Genomic DNA, 13,815 nt, shown 5'->3' on the forward strand with positions numbered 1-13,815 from the left:
TAATGTAAAGTTGAAATCATTAACATGATTTTCACCTATTATAGGAGTTCAAGATCTTTATTTTTCATTTTTTGATATAAACGGTATTTTGGGCCTTTTACAATCTGGGCTTGATAAATCCCGACAGATCCTGAAGAAAAATAAGCGATTAAACAGGCGGTGCCAATGAAAATCCCACTTTCTACTCCAAAAAGTTCCATTCCCATGACCGTGCAGGCAATAGGAGTATGGGTGGCTCCCGAAAATACAGCAACAAATCCCATTCCAGCCAAAAGAGCGATAGGCAAAGGAACAACAACGGATAAAGCACTCCCTAAAGTGGCTCCAACAAAGAATAAAGGTGTTACTTCTCCGCCTTTAAAACCGGCCCCAAGTGTAAAACCGGTAAATAGTATTTTGATTAGAAAATCATAAGAATTATTTGGAGTCGAAAAAGCATCAACAATTGTAGGAATTCCTATACCGATATATTTTGTAGTTCCAATAAAATAGATGGTAATCGCAAGTATAATTCCGCCAATAAAAGGGCGAAGCGGAGGAAATGGTATCGTTTTCAAAAATAAAGTTTGCCAAAAATGGGTGCTTCGAGAAAATAACATGGCTGCTAAGCCAAATAACAAACTTACTAGAATTGTCCAAAGTAAGTTGATCAAAGTAATTTCTGGAACAATGGGAATAATGTAATGAGTATGTTTTACTCGACAAAGTTCCACTGTAAAGTACGCTGCATAGGCTGTAAAAAAAGATAATACAGTACTTTTAAAATTAATTTTACTGAAATATAAAACTTCCAAAGCAAATAAGGCTCCCGCCAATGGTGTTCCGAAAATGGAGGCAAAACCAGCACTGATTCCTAAAATTAAGATTGTCTTTCTTTCTGAATTGTCAAGTTTAAAAAGGTTGGTAAATTGATCTGCAATAGCACCTCCCATTTGAACTGCAGTTCCTTCTCGTCCTGCTGAACCTCCAAAAAGATGGGTGATTAATGTTCCTATAAGCACTAAAGGCGCCATTTTTAGTGGAATGGTATGTTGCGGGTTTTCGTATTCTTCTAATAACAGATTATTGCCTTTTACCACTTCTTGTCCTAAATAGTAATAGCCTAGTCCTATTATAAGACCGCCTATTGGCAAAAGCCAAATAATCCAATTATTGTGTTCTCGAATTAGTGTAACCCATTCTAAAGCAACCAGAAAAAATGCTGAAGCTGTGCCAGAAAAAAGCCCGATCAATGTGCAAATGATAATCCATTTGACGGCAAGAAACATGATTTTTTTTATTTTTTCTAAATTCATTAAATTCAAAACTAGAATTGACTCGGCGTTTTTTTTGCTAAAGTATTACAATCCTTCTTGAATTAATGGTTTTTCGGTGGCTATGGCTGTAAATTCTATTTCTACCAGATATTCAGGGCCCACCAATTTGCTGATTTCATAAAAGCCAGTTGTTGGTTTTATGTCTTTAAAAAATTTGGAATGAGCAGAAGCTACAGCTTCAAAGTTGTTAATGTCAGTAGTAAAGATCCGAGTCCGAATAACATCTTTCATTCCTACATTAAGGTCCTCAAGTACTTTTTCTACTCTTGTAAGAATGTTTAGTGTTTGAGCATATGCATCATGTGCTTTTACCACTTCGCCATCAACAATTGCAACTGTTCCGGAAACTTCAATTATATTTCCGATGCGGACTGCCCGACAATAGCCCATTTTATCTTCCCATGGAGAACCCGTCAATATATTTTCTCTTTTCATTTTTACTTATTTAGAAGGTTAATAGTGTATGCTTTTTAAGTTTTAAAATTGAATTTCAATTTTTGGTATATTTTTTGCAATTTATAAAAAATAATAAAATAAAAAATACTGGTTTTTAATTAAAAAGTTCAATTTTTAGAAAGGAATTTTAGAAAATTAAATGATCATAAATGTAATAAAATTGAAAATTGAATGTTATAAATGAAAGTTAAATTACACCCCGTTTGTGATTTAATGGCCTCAGTTTTTTTATTTTTAAAAAAATATAAGCAGTAAATAAATTAATATATAAGTTATGAAGAGGATTCTATTTTTAATAATGATAGTTGGTATGTCTTTGCATGGATATGCGCAAAATGAGTTTAACACTAAGTTTAAGGCTATTCCGCCTATAAATAAAAGTCCAAAAATAAAAAAAATAATTCCACCAGAATCGGCTTTACCTCCTATAACGACACCAAATGTTTTCAAAAGTCCGGATCTTATTAAGCCAAAGCCCAGTCCTGTCCTTTCCGGTACGCCGAGCAATTTCTCAATGTTAACTAAAAATGATTTTATTAATCCTGGAGATATTTACAGAGATAAATTAAATAAAAAAGATGATAAAGAAGAGGGTGCATTTTATAGAAAAAATCAAAATTTAGGTGATTTCAAAACTGCTTCGGTTACGGCTAAAGTACTTTATCGAGATGCAGCTTATGTTGATGGCGATGAGATCCGAGTATATCTGAATGATAAAGTGATTCAATACCAAGTGAATTTGGATAGTGATTATAAAGGTTTCGAAATAGTATTGGAAAAAGGATTTAATAAAATAGATTTTGAAGCATTAAATCAAGGGAGTTCTGGGCCCAATACTGCACAATTTCAAGTATTTGATGATAAAGGGACGCTGATTTCTTCGAGTCAGTGGAATCTTGGAACTGGTTTCAAAGCGACAATTATCCTTGTGAAGGAATAAAAATGTCCTTGTAAAGAATAAAAAAAACCGTTGGATGTTATATCCAACGGTTTATTATTGTAAAAACAGTTTTTTCTAAAACGGATCGGCCGTAACTCTAAATTTCATTTCAGCTTTTACTGTTATATCTTTGGTTAGGGTTTCTTTAATTACTGCTTTCGTTCGTATCTTATAACTGGAAGCTTTTATGTATTTATCTAATTTTGAATCTGTTACAGTTAAATTTAAAACGTTCGTGGTAGAATTAATGTTATCTAAATAAGCTAATTCGATCTCATCAGTTGCATCCGTAGAGATGTATAAATGGATTGATTTTAAGAAGCTGAATGTTTTGTCAGTCGGGTTAGTTATGGATACTTTTAATTCTTTCAATTTTGCATCCTTTACTAAATTTGCATTAGTGTTGTTATTCTGAAATTCGGCACTCGAATTTGTTGTGACATCTGGCGTAATTATTTCAGAAGCGGTGTTAAGTGGAAATCCGCTTGCAATAGTAAAAGAAGTTTCATTAGAAACAGTGAAGGTTAGAAGTTGATCTACCACGCTGCAGGAAGCTAGAAATAGAATTACTAGTGTAATTAGGGCGTACGTTTTTGTTTTCATTTAAATTATTTTATAGGTGTAAAAATTAGTCTTTACTGTAATTATGTCACAAAGGTATTATTATATACGTTATAATAACTCATTGGGTTTTTATATATTGTCCTGTTAAAAGGATTAAAAACAATTAAAATGACCAAAGAGTAAAATAAATTAAAGATTTTCAAAATTCAATTTTTCAATTCAAAATATAAAAAGTATTTTTGCGCATGCAACACAACGTACTTATTTTAGATTTTGGATCGCAATATACTCAGCTTATTGCGCGTAGAGTTCGCGAATTAAATATATTCTGCGAAATTTTCCCATACAATCATTTTCCGAGTGATTTATCATCTTATAAAGCAGTAATTCTTGGCGGAAGCCCATTTTCTGTTAGAGGAGAAGATGCGCCACATCCTGATTTATCTCAAATTAGAGGAAAGCTTCCAATATTGGCTGTTTGTTACGGCGCACAATATTTATCCCATTTTAGTGGTGGTGAAGTTGCGGCTTCAAACACTAGAGAATATGGTAGAGCTAATTTATCTTATATAAAGGAAGATGAAATTTTCTTTGAAGGAGTTTCTGAAAACAGTCAGGTTTGGATGAGTCATAGTGATAGTATTAAAGCTTTGCCAACTAACGGAATAAAGCTGGCAAGTACTCATGATGTAGAATTTGCAGCTTATAAAATTGAGGGTGAAACTACCTATGCTATTCAATATCACCCAGAGGTTTTTCACTCAACAGATGGGTCAAAAATGCTGGAAAATTTTTTAGTAAAAATAGCAGAAGTTCCTCAGAATTTTACACCAAATGCTTTCGTTGAAGAAATGGTAGCAGAGTTAAAAGAGAAATTACAGGACGATAAAGTGGTTCTTGGACTTTCTGGCGGAGTAGATTCTACCGTAGCGGCAGTTTTATTGCATCAGGCAATTGGAAAAAACTTATATTGTATTTTTGTAAATAATGGACTGCTTCGTAAGAACGAATTCCAAAATGTATTAGACCAATATAAAGGGATGGGTTTAAACGTGAAAGGAGTAGACTCAGGGGATCGTTTTTTATCTGAATTAGCAGGTGTAAGTGACCCGGAAACCAAACGTAAAATTATCGGACGTGTATTTATCGAAGTTTTTGATGATGAATCACACCTTATAAAAGATGTAAAATGGTTGGCACAGGGAACCATTTATCCCGATGTTATTGAGTCGGTTTCTGTAAAAGGACCATCGGCAACGATCAAATCGCATCATAATGTTGGTGGTTTGCCGGATTACATGAAATTAAAAATTGTAGAACCGTTACGTATGCTTTTTAAAGATGAAGTGCGTAGAGTAGGAGCTTCATTAGGAATAGATCCAGAATTATTAGGAAGACACCCTTTTCCAGGACCAGGATTGTCAATTAGAATTTTAGGAGATATTACTCCGGAAAAAGTAAGGATTCTACAAGAAGTAGATGCAGTTTTTATAGATGGTTTAAAATCTTGGGGATTGTATGACAAGGTATGGCAAGCAGGAGCGATTTTGCTTCCAGTAAACAGCGTAGGAGTTATGGGTGATGAACGTACCTATGAAAAAGTAATTGCGCTTCGTGCTGTTGAGTCAACGGATGGTATGACTGCTGATTGGGTTCATTTACCGTATGATTTCTTGATGAAAGTGTCTAATGACATTATTAATAAGGTAAAAGGCGTAAATAGAGTGGTTTATGATATTAGTTCAAAACCACCAGCAACAATTGAATGGGAATAAACGTTGAAATATAATTTATTTTCTTCTGAGAGTAATTATTTTTTAATGTGATTTAGATAAACGGTATCAGATTTTGGAATAAAATTTGATACCGTTCTGTTATTAATTAGTGAATAATTTTTATAAATAAAAAGAATGAAGTATTTTATTACAGTTTGTTTGGCTTGTTTGTTTTTTACGTTCAGTGTTTCCTCACAAGAAAAAAACAGTACACATAAGGTCGAAAAAGGAGAAACAATCACTCAGATTGCACAAAAATATAAAGTTACTCCATATGATATTTATCAATTAAATCCTGATGCACAAAGTGGTTTAAAACCAAACAGTGTTTTGTTGATTCCAAAAAGTTCAACAAAGAAAACTACAACTGCTCCAGCTAAAACGAATTTACAAGCCAAAACTCATTTGGTAATAGCTAAAGAGACACTCTATGGAATTGAGAAAAAATATGGAGTCTCTGATGAGGCATTGAAAAAAGCGAACCCTTTTCTTGAAAATGATGGATTGCAAATAGGTCAGATGCTGATAATTCCTTCAAATACTCCTACAAAGACTTCAATTGCAACTGTAAAATCTTCTATTACAACGGTAAAACCTTCAGTTGTAAAAAAAGAATTAATTGTTTATCACGAAGTTCTTGCTAAGGAAACGAAATATTCCATTGCTAAAAAATATGGAATTACCATTGCAGAACTTGAGAAAAAAAATCCTGAAGTTGTTTCCAATTTGCCTGTTGGATATAAATTGATAATTAAAGGGAATGCTCCAAAAGCAGATAAAATGGTTGCTGTGATTGAATCGAAAAAAGAAACGGCAAAACCTAATCCGGTAAAAGTAGCTGCGCCAATCAATTATTTGAATTATGAAGTAAAATCTAAAGAGACACTTTATAGTTTGTCAAAAATGTTTGGGATAAGTCAAGAGGAATTGATTACTTTAAATCCTGCTTTAGCTTATGGAGCCACTGAAGGAATGGTTCTGAAAATACCATCAACAATTGCAATACCGCAAGAAAGTAAAAAAGTATACAGTAGTTTGTCTAAAAAAAGCGGGGATAACGATCGAAAAAAAATAGTGCTGTTGATGCCTTTTAATATGAATACTATTGAAGGTGATACGATCAATACCACTGCTATGCGCTTGAAAAAAGATAAATTTTTAAACATGACTTTGGATTTTTATGCGGGAGCAATGTCAGCTATAGATTCTGTTAAACAACTAGGGCTTAATATTGATGTAAGTGTTTTCGATTCTCAAGAAACAAAAAACGCATCAAACGTCGCTGCTATTATTAAAGAAAATAATCTAGAAAATGCAGATGCAATAATTGGTCCTTTTTATCAAAATAATGTGGAAAAAACGGCGGAGTTACTGACTCTTAATCAAGTTCCTGTTATTTCACCTTTGTCAAAAGACATGGCAAAATCATATACCAATTTATACCAAACAATCCCAACGGCCACAGCTATAAAAAATGCAATGTTTGATTTCATGAGATTAAAAAATGGCAATATTATAGCTGTAGTTGATAAGAAAAAAGAATCAGTTATTCAGTATATCAAAGAAAATCAGAAAGACGTACGATTCTCAATACTTAATGCAAATGGAACTTTATCAGCTGAAAATTTGAAGAGTTTGTTTGTTAAAGACAAAATAAATTACGTAGTAATGGAAACTGGAAATACCAGTATGATAAAATCAATTATTACGACCATGATGAGTGCTATGGCAACTTACAAAGTACAATTGGTTATTTTAGAGCCAAATGAAACATTGGACACGGATGAAATTAATTTTGTGAATCTGACAAAATTAAAAATGATGTATCCATCAATGACGCGTGACAATGAATCAGCAGAAGCTCTTCAATTTGAAAATAGTTTTAAAAAAATAAATAAGATTTTCCCCAGCACCTTTGCAACGCGTGGTTTTGATATAACTTTTGATACCATAATGCGATTAGCACAAGGTAAAACATATCAGGAAACGGCCGATGCTGTAGCAACGGAGCAAGTAGATAATAAATTTGAATATTATAGAAATCCAGATGGAGGATACACGAATAAAGGCGTTTACATCTTGTATTACGACACTGATTTAACCATAAAAGAAGCTAAATAAAAAGTGTTCAGTAATTAGTCTGGCTGTAGAGTAAAATATTAAATTATGACATCAAAAGTAACTTACTTAGGCGATTTAAGAACGTCATCAATACATATGCAATCCCAAAATGAAATCATATCAGATGCTCCTTTGGATAATAATGGAAAAGGCGAGGCTTTCTCTCCCACTGATACTGTTGCAAATGCTTTGGCAAGTTGTATGATGACAGTTATGGGAATAAAAGCTCGTGATCTGAATGTTGATTTGAAAGGATCTACCGCAGCCGTAACAAAAATCATGAATGCCGAACCAAGACGAATTGGAGTAATCGAAATCACTTTTGAAATGGCAGGGACAGAGGATCAAAAGAATATTACTATTCTAGAGAGGACTGCAATGACCTGCCCTGTTTTCTTGAGCTTGAACACAGAAATAGAAAAAAAAATTACTTTCAACTGGAAATAAATAGAGCTTGGAAACAAGAGGCAATAACAAGAAAGAGTATTCTCTCTAATTCTGGTCTCTCGCTTCTTTTTTATTAAAAAAATGGATCAAAACCAAAAAAAGCTCATTAAACTCGCTCATACTAAAATGCCTTTTGGTAAATATGAAGGCAAGTTTCTCATCGATTTACCAGAATATTACGTAGTTTGGTATAGCAATAAAGGATTTCCAAAAGGGGAGTTAGGCGAGCAGCTACAATTAATTTATGAATTAAAACTCAATGGACTTGAAGAGTTAATTCGAAATATTAAAAAACGGTACCCAAAACCGATTTAATTTTTAAATTGATAATTTATAATTGTACTTTTGCCAAGTTTTTTACATAACTACAATACAAACAACAACAATAACAACAGAATGAATCAAACGAAATATATTTTTGTTACAGGTGGTGTGACTTCTTCTTTAGGAAAAGGAATTATTGCGGCATCTTTGGCAAAATTGTTACAAGCAAGAGGGTATCGTACAACTATCCAAAAGTTTGACCCGTATATTAATGTCGATCCCGGTACTTTAAATCCATATGAACATGGAGAATGTTACGTAACTGATGATGGCGCAGAAACGGATTTAGATCTGGGACATTACGAACGTTTCTTGAATGTTCCTACATCTCAAGCCAATAATGTTACTACTGGAAGAATTTATCTTTCAGTTATTGAAAAAGAAAGAAGAGGGGAGTTTCTTGGTAAAACGGTACAAGTTGTGCCTCATATTACCAATGAAATTAAAGATAGAATGCAATTACTTGGTAAATCAGGTGATTATGATATTGTTATTACAGAGATAGGCGGGACTGTGGGAGATATTGAATCCTTGCCTTATATTGAATCGGTTCGTCAATTAGTTTGGGAATTAGGAGAGCATAACGGTATTGTTATTCACCTTACATTAGTGCCTTATTTGGCTGCTGCTGGTGAGCTGAAAACAAAACCAACACAGCATTCTGTGAAAACGCTGATGGAAAGTGGTATCAAAGCTGATATTCTGGTTTGTAGAACAGAACATGAAATTTCAGAAGAATTACGTAATAAATTGGCTTTGTTTTGTAATGTAAAAAGAGAGGCAGTTATACAATCTATAGATGCTTCAACAATTTACGAGGTGCCTAATTTAATGCTTGAAGAAGGACTTGATATTGTAGCTTTAAAGAAGTTGGATTTACCTAAAAAAGCCGCTCCGGATTTAAAAAACTGGAATACTTTTTTACGCAGATTAAAACATCCTAAACATGTCGTCAATATTGGTTTGATTGGGAAATATGTTGAAATGCAAGATTGTTATAAATCTATTTTAGAAGCTTTTATTCATGCAGGTGCTGCTAATGAAACCAAAGTAAATGTGATTTCAATCCATTCGGAACATATTGATGCTACTAACATTCAAGAGAAATTAGCTGGTTTAGATGCGATTCTTGTTGCGCCAGGTTTTGGTGAAAGAGGAATTGAAGGAAAAATAGAAGCAGTTCGTTATGCAAGAGAGAATAAAGTTCCATTTTTTGGTATTTGTTTGGGTATGCAAATGGCAATTATTGAATATGCAAGAAATGTAGTAGGTCTTGCTGATGCCAATTCGACTGAAATGAACGAACAAACAACACATCCTGTCGTTAATTTAATGGAAGAGCAAAAAACCATTACTGATAAAGGAGGAACAATGCGTCTTGGAGCATGGAAATGTGATTTAAAACAAGATTCGTTGGCTTATAAAATATACGGTAAAGAATCTATTTCTGAGCGTCACCGTCATCGTTATGAGTACAACAGTAACTACGTTGCTCAATTACAAAATGCGGGATTGATTGCTTCAGGAGTAAATCCAGATACAGGATTGGTTGAAGTGGTTGAAATTGAAAATCATCCATTTTTTATCGGGGTTCAATACCATCCGGAATATAAAAGTACCGTTGCAAACCCACATCCTATATTTGTGAGTTTTGTAGCAGCTGCCGTTCAAGCAAAGAAAAAATAGTTATTGTTTTTCGAAACAATTTATCAAACTTTATACTAATAGATTAAACTTTTTTAAATATAATAATGAAAGAAAAAAAATTAGACCTCAATTCAATTATTGGTTTTGTATTGATTTTTGGAATTTTGCTTTGGATAATGTACCAAAACAAACCAGATGAAAAAGCTATTGCTGCAGAAAAAGCGCAAAAAGAATTAGTAATCAAAGAGGCTAAAGCCAAAGAATTATCTGATAAAACTGTAGCAACAGCGACTGTTGCCGTTGCAGCTACCGGGGATTCTACTCAACTGGCTCAATTGCAAAAATCATTAGGAAATTTTGCTTATTCCGCTACACTTCCTTCTGCTAAAGCTACTTACACTACTATCGAAAATGAATTTGTAAAATTAAAAATTGCAAATAAAGGAGGTTATATTGTTGAAGCAACTTTGAAAAATTTCGAAAAATTTAAAAAGGGCTCCCATCAATTAGTAGAATTAATTAAAGAAAACAATGCAGATTTAAATGTTCAATTGTTGACAAGTGATAACCGTACTTTAAATACCAAAGATTTGTATTTTGAACCGACACTTACAAAAGTAGGAGCGGATCAAATACTTTCTATGAAGTTGAAGGCGGGTGCAAATGAATTTCTGGAATACAAATACATTTTGAAACCAAACGATTATATGGTTGGTTTTGATATTCGTTCACAAGGATTGAATAAAGTTTTGAATACTGCTAAACCTTTGGATTTAGAATGGAATTTGAAAACTTTCAGAACGGAAAAAAGTATTGCTTACGAAGATCGTTACACTTTATTAAATTATGAATATGGTGACGAGAAATTCAACTATGTAGGAGATGGAAAAGATAAAGAAGAAACACCTGAAAATGTAAAATTTATTGCTTTCAAACAGCATTTTTTCAGTACTATACTATTGACTGATAAACCGTTTGCAAAATCTACGATGAAATCGCACAAATTAGTTGTTGATGAGAAAGTAGATACTACATTTATTAAACAATTTAATGCAAAAGTGCCTTTAGCATTTACAAATGGTGAGATAGATTATAAAATGAGTTGGTATTTTGGACCATCAGATTATAAAACATTAAAGGCATACGATAAAAATTTAGAGAAAATTATTCCTTTGGGTTGGGGTATTTTCGGATGGATTAACAAATTTGTGTTTATTCCATTATTCGGATTTTTAAGTTCTTACATTGCTTATGGTATTGCGATAATTATTTTTACAATTATCATCAAAATTGCGATGTCGCCTATTACTTATAAATCATTTTTGTCTCAGGCCAAAATGAAAGTTTTGCGACCTGAAATTACGGAGTTGGGAGACAAATTCAAAAAAGACCCAATGAAAAAGCAACAGGAAACAATGAAATTGTACAATAAAGCTGGGGTGAACCCAATGGCAGGATGTATTCCGGCTTTGATTCAGCTTCCTTTTATGTATGCTTCGTTTCAGTTTTTCCCATCTGCTTTCGAGTTAAGACAAAAAAGCTTCCTTTGGGCAGACGATTTATCTTCTTTTGATCAAGTTGCAAAATTACCTTTTACTATTCCTATGTATGGGAGCCATATTAGTTTGTTTCCAATTCTTGCAGCAATAGCCATTTTCTTTTACATGAAAATGACTTCTGGAGATCAACAAATGGCTGCTCCACAACAGGAAGGAATGCCGGATATGGCAAAAATGATGAAGTATATGATTTATATTTCGCCAATTATGATGTTGATTTTCTTCAATAGTTACGGTGCCGGATTAAGTTTGTATAACTTTATTTCCAATTTGATTACAATAGGAATCATGTTTGTGATTAAAAACTACATTGTTGATAGTGACAGAATACATGCGCAAATTCAACAAAATAAATTGAAAGAGCCCAAAAAACAAGGTAAGTTCCAACAAAAACTTCAACAAGTTATGGAGCAAGCTGAAGCTCAAAAAGCAAAAGACAAAAAGAAATAAAAATATAAAAAAATCTCGATATGTTTCGAGATTTTTTTATTTAAATGTAATTTAAGCCATCCAAATTCGTTAAGATAAAAAGGTAATTATGAAATGATCATCATCGTAATTAAGTTGCAAACACTAATGATGATATGCGAATTACATAATATGATCGATAAAAACAATAAATGTCAACACATGAAAACATTTTGTAAAAAAGGAATATTTGTTTTGTTTTTTTTAAATATGTTTTGTCTTCAGGCACAAACAGATTTCAATAAATTAGATGAAAAAGGAAAAAAACACGGATTGTGGAAAGGGTTTTATGAAGAATCAAAAAGACCAAAATATGAAGGGACTTTTGTGCATGGTAAAGAGGTTGGAGTTTTTAATTTTTATGATGATACCAAAGCAAAATCCATAATTGCCACGAGAGAATTCAATGCCAAAGATAATTCTGCTTCTACTATATTCTATGATCAGGATAAAAATAAAGTAAGCGAGGGCAAAGTGATAAATAAACTATTCGATGGTCCTTGGAAATATTACCATCAGGCTTCTAAGAAAATTATGGCAACCGAGAACTATAAACTAGGAAAGCTGGAAGGTCTGAGAAGTGTTTATTATCCTAATGCTAAGATTGCAGAACAAATCAATTATAAAAACAATTTGAAAGAAGGGGTTTATAAAAAATATACTGAAAATGGAATTGTCCTTGAAGAATCTATTTATAAGAATAACGAGTACAATGGATTGGCAGTTTTCAAAGATACAGATGGGAATATTGTTTCAAAAGGTAAATTTGTAAATGGAAAAAAATCAGGTGCTTGGCAGTTTTTCGAAAAAGGAAAACCAGTCAAAACAATCAATATGAGCAACCCCGAAAATGCAACAAAATCCAAAAACAATTAACTTTAAACTTAATAAATCTTTTGTAACTTTGCACCCTTATAAAATTATAATTTTTTGAAGATGAAGCGTGTTGTTGTAGGACTTTCCGGAGGAGTAGATTCAAGTGTTGCTGCTTATTTGTTGCAACAACAAGGATTTGAGGTTATAGGTCTTTTTATGAAAAATTGGCACGATGACTCAGTGACTATTTCTAATGAATGTCCATGGCTGGAAGATAGTAATGATGCACTTTTAGTAGCGGAAAAATTAGGAATTCCTTTTCAAACGGTAGATTTAAGTGAACAATACCAAGAGAAAATCGTTGATTATATGTTCAGCGAATATGAAAAAGGGCGAACTCCAAATCCGGATGTACTTTGTAATCGCGAAATAAAATTTGAAGTTTTTATGAAAATTGCAATGAGTCTTGGTGCTGATTATGTGGCAACAGGTCATTATTGCAAGAAAAGTGAAATTGAAGTTCACGGAGAACCCGTTTATCAATTGTTAGCCGGAGCAGATAATAACAAAGATCAATCTTATTTCCTTTGTCAGTTATCACAAGAGCAATTGGCAAAATCGTTGTTTCCAATTGGTGAGTTAACGAAACCAGAAGTCCGTAAAATTGCGGCTCAAATGGATTTAGTTACTGCCGAAAAGAAAGATTCTCAAGGATTATGTTTTATCGGGAAAGTACGTTTACCAGAATTTTTACAACAGAAATTGCAACCCAAAGAAGGATTAATTATTCAAATCGATAAAAATAGTCCTGTTTACAATTTAGATATTCCACAAGGATTGACTATTGAAGATGAATTAGTGCTTGAGGCAAAAAAGATAGATTATATTCCAGAAATGGGAAAAGTTGTAGGAAAGCACCAAGGTGCTCATTATTTTACAACAGGTCAGCGAAAAGGATTGAATGTAGGAGGGACAACAGATCCTTTATTTATAATTTCCACAAATGTTGCCACCAATACTATTTATACTGGATTGAGCAATCAGCATCCAGGATTGTTTAAAAAAGCATTGTTTGTTGAAAAATCGGAAGTACATTGGATTCGAAAGGATTTGGCTTTAGCCAATGGAGAAACAATGGATGTAATGGCAAGAATTCGTTACAGACAACCTTTGCAAAAAGCCACTTTGCATCAGTTTGAAAACGGAATGTATGTTTCGTTTGAAGAACCACAATCTGCGATAACTGAAGGACAGTTTGTAGCTTGGTATTTAGGCGATGAATTAGTTGGTTCCGGAGTTATTTCTTAGTTTAGTACTTTAGTTGTAAAAAGCAATAAATCATAGCTTTCTTAAATTAAAATCATAACATCGATTCCAAAATA

Annotated in this window: 12 protein-coding genes; 9 read left to right on the forward strand and 3 right to left on the reverse strand. The window is 32.9% G+C overall.

Annotated elements, in window-relative coordinates:
- Nucleotides 1-38 precede the first annotated feature (38 nt).
- Nucleotides 39-1,295 (reverse strand): voltage-gated chloride channel family protein, encoded by a 1,257-nt coding sequence (locus tag C4S35_RS05445; protein WP_103999208.1) that lies wholly within the window; start codon nt 1,293-1,295, stop codon nt 39-41.
- Nucleotides 1,296-1,340: 45 nt separating this feature from the next.
- Nucleotides 1,341-1,751 carry a RidA family protein gene (locus C4S35_RS05450; protein WP_103999209.1) on the reverse strand — a complete coding sequence of 137 codons (411 nt, stop codon included), beginning with the start codon at nt 1,749-1,751 and terminating at the stop codon, nt 1,341-1,343.
- A gap of 295 nt (nt 1,752-2,046) precedes the next feature.
- On the opposite strand from C4S35_RS05450, the gene C4S35_RS05455 reads away from it, so the two are divergent.
- Nucleotides 2,047-2,712, forward strand: a complete 666-nt coding sequence (locus C4S35_RS05455) for a hypothetical protein (RefSeq protein ID WP_103999210.1) — start codon at nt 2,047-2,049, stop codon at nt 2,710-2,712.
- Between the two features lie 75 nt (nt 2,713-2,787).
- Here the strand turns inward: C4S35_RS05455 and C4S35_RS05460 are convergent, their stop codons facing one another.
- Complete coding sequence (locus C4S35_RS05460; RefSeq protein WP_103999211.1) at nt 2,788-3,315, reverse strand: hypothetical protein; 528 nt, start codon at nt 3,313-3,315, stop codon at nt 2,788-2,790.
- A gap of 206 nt (nt 3,316-3,521) precedes the next feature.
- On the opposite strand from C4S35_RS05460, the gene guaA reads away from it, so the two are divergent.
- The 8 genes from guaA (at nt 3,522) to mnmA (ending at nt 13,741) form a co-directional block, all read left to right on the forward strand.
- Nucleotides 3,522-5,051, forward strand: a complete 1,530-nt coding sequence (gene guaA, locus C4S35_RS05465) for a glutamine-hydrolyzing GMP synthase (protein WP_103999212.1) — start codon at nt 3,522-3,524, stop codon at nt 5,049-5,051.
- 135 nt (nt 5,052-5,186) lie between these two features.
- Entirely contained in the window at nt 5,187-7,172 is a 1,986-nt protein-coding gene (locus tag C4S35_RS05470; RefSeq protein WP_103999213.1) for a muramidase family protein, read from the forward strand.
- A 45-nt stretch (nt 7,173-7,217) separates the two neighbouring features.
- Nucleotides 7,218-7,619, forward strand: a complete 402-nt coding sequence (locus C4S35_RS05475) for an OsmC family protein (RefSeq protein WP_103999214.1) — start codon at nt 7,218-7,220, stop codon at nt 7,617-7,619.
- An 81-nt stretch (nt 7,620-7,700) separates the two neighbouring features.
- Complete coding sequence (locus tag C4S35_RS05480) at nt 7,701-7,934, forward strand: DUF3820 family protein (protein ID WP_103999215.1); 234 nt, start codon at nt 7,701-7,703, stop codon at nt 7,932-7,934.
- 81 nt (nt 7,935-8,015) lie between these two features.
- Complete coding sequence (locus C4S35_RS05485; RefSeq protein WP_103999216.1) at nt 8,016-9,629, forward strand: CTP synthase; 1,614 nt, start codon at nt 8,016-8,018, stop codon at nt 9,627-9,629.
- 65 nt (nt 9,630-9,694) lie between these two features.
- Complete coding sequence (gene yidC, locus C4S35_RS05490) at nt 9,695-11,599, forward strand: membrane protein insertase YidC (protein ID WP_103999217.1); 1,905 nt, start codon at nt 9,695-9,697, stop codon at nt 11,597-11,599.
- Nucleotides 11,600-11,779: 180 nt separating this feature from the next.
- Nucleotides 11,780-12,493, forward strand: a complete 714-nt coding sequence (locus C4S35_RS05495) for a toxin-antitoxin system YwqK family antitoxin (RefSeq protein ID WP_146059519.1) — start codon at nt 11,780-11,782, stop codon at nt 12,491-12,493.
- A gap of 60 nt (nt 12,494-12,553) precedes the next feature.
- A complete protein-coding gene (gene mnmA, locus C4S35_RS05500) occupies nt 12,554-13,741 on the forward strand; it encodes a tRNA 2-thiouridine(34) synthase MnmA (protein ID WP_103999218.1) in 1,188 nt (395 codons plus the stop codon).
- The last annotated feature ends 74 nt before the right edge of the window (nt 13,742-13,815 follow it).

Origin of the sequence: Flavobacterium urumqiense (genome assembly GCF_900108015.1) — a bacterium.
GTDB classification, from domain to species: domain Bacteria; phylum Bacteroidota; class Bacteroidia; order Flavobacteriales; family Flavobacteriaceae; genus Flavobacterium; species Flavobacterium urumqiense.

What these genes read in the sequence shown, in the direction of transcription:
- C4S35_RS05445 (WP_103999208.1), bottom strand. Translation starts at nt 1,295, where the DNA reads ATGAATTTAGAAAAAATAAAAAAAATCATGTTTCTTGCCGTCAAATGG.
- C4S35_RS05450 (WP_103999209.1), bottom strand. Translation starts at nt 1,751, where the DNA reads ATGAAAAGAGAAAATATATTGACGGGTTCTCCATGGGAAGATAAAATG.
- C4S35_RS05455 (WP_103999210.1), top strand. Translation starts at nt 2,047, where the DNA reads ATGAAGAGGATTCTATTTTTAATAATGATAGTTGGTATGTCTTTGCAT.
- C4S35_RS05460 (WP_103999211.1), bottom strand. Translation starts at nt 3,315, where the DNA reads ATGAAAACAAAAACGTACGCCCTAATTACACTAGTAATTCTATTTCTA.
- guaA (WP_103999212.1), top strand. Translation starts at nt 3,522, where the DNA reads ATGCAACACAACGTACTTATTTTAGATTTTGGATCGCAATATACTCAG.
- C4S35_RS05470 (WP_103999213.1), top strand. Translation starts at nt 5,187, where the DNA reads ATGAAGTATTTTATTACAGTTTGTTTGGCTTGTTTGTTTTTTACGTTC.
- C4S35_RS05475 (WP_103999214.1), top strand. Translation starts at nt 7,218, where the DNA reads ATGACATCAAAAGTAACTTACTTAGGCGATTTAAGAACGTCATCAATA.
- C4S35_RS05480 (WP_103999215.1), top strand. Translation starts at nt 7,701, where the DNA reads ATGGATCAAAACCAAAAAAAGCTCATTAAACTCGCTCATACTAAAATG.
- C4S35_RS05485 (WP_103999216.1), top strand. Translation starts at nt 8,016, where the DNA reads ATGAATCAAACGAAATATATTTTTGTTACAGGTGGTGTGACTTCTTCT.
- yidC (WP_103999217.1), top strand. Translation starts at nt 9,695, where the DNA reads ATGAAAGAAAAAAAATTAGACCTCAATTCAATTATTGGTTTTGTATTG.
- C4S35_RS05495 (WP_146059519.1), top strand. Translation starts at nt 11,780, where the DNA reads ATGAAAACATTTTGTAAAAAAGGAATATTTGTTTTGTTTTTTTTAAAT.
- mnmA (WP_103999218.1), top strand. Translation starts at nt 12,554, where the DNA reads ATGAAGCGTGTTGTTGTAGGACTTTCCGGAGGAGTAGATTCAAGTGTT.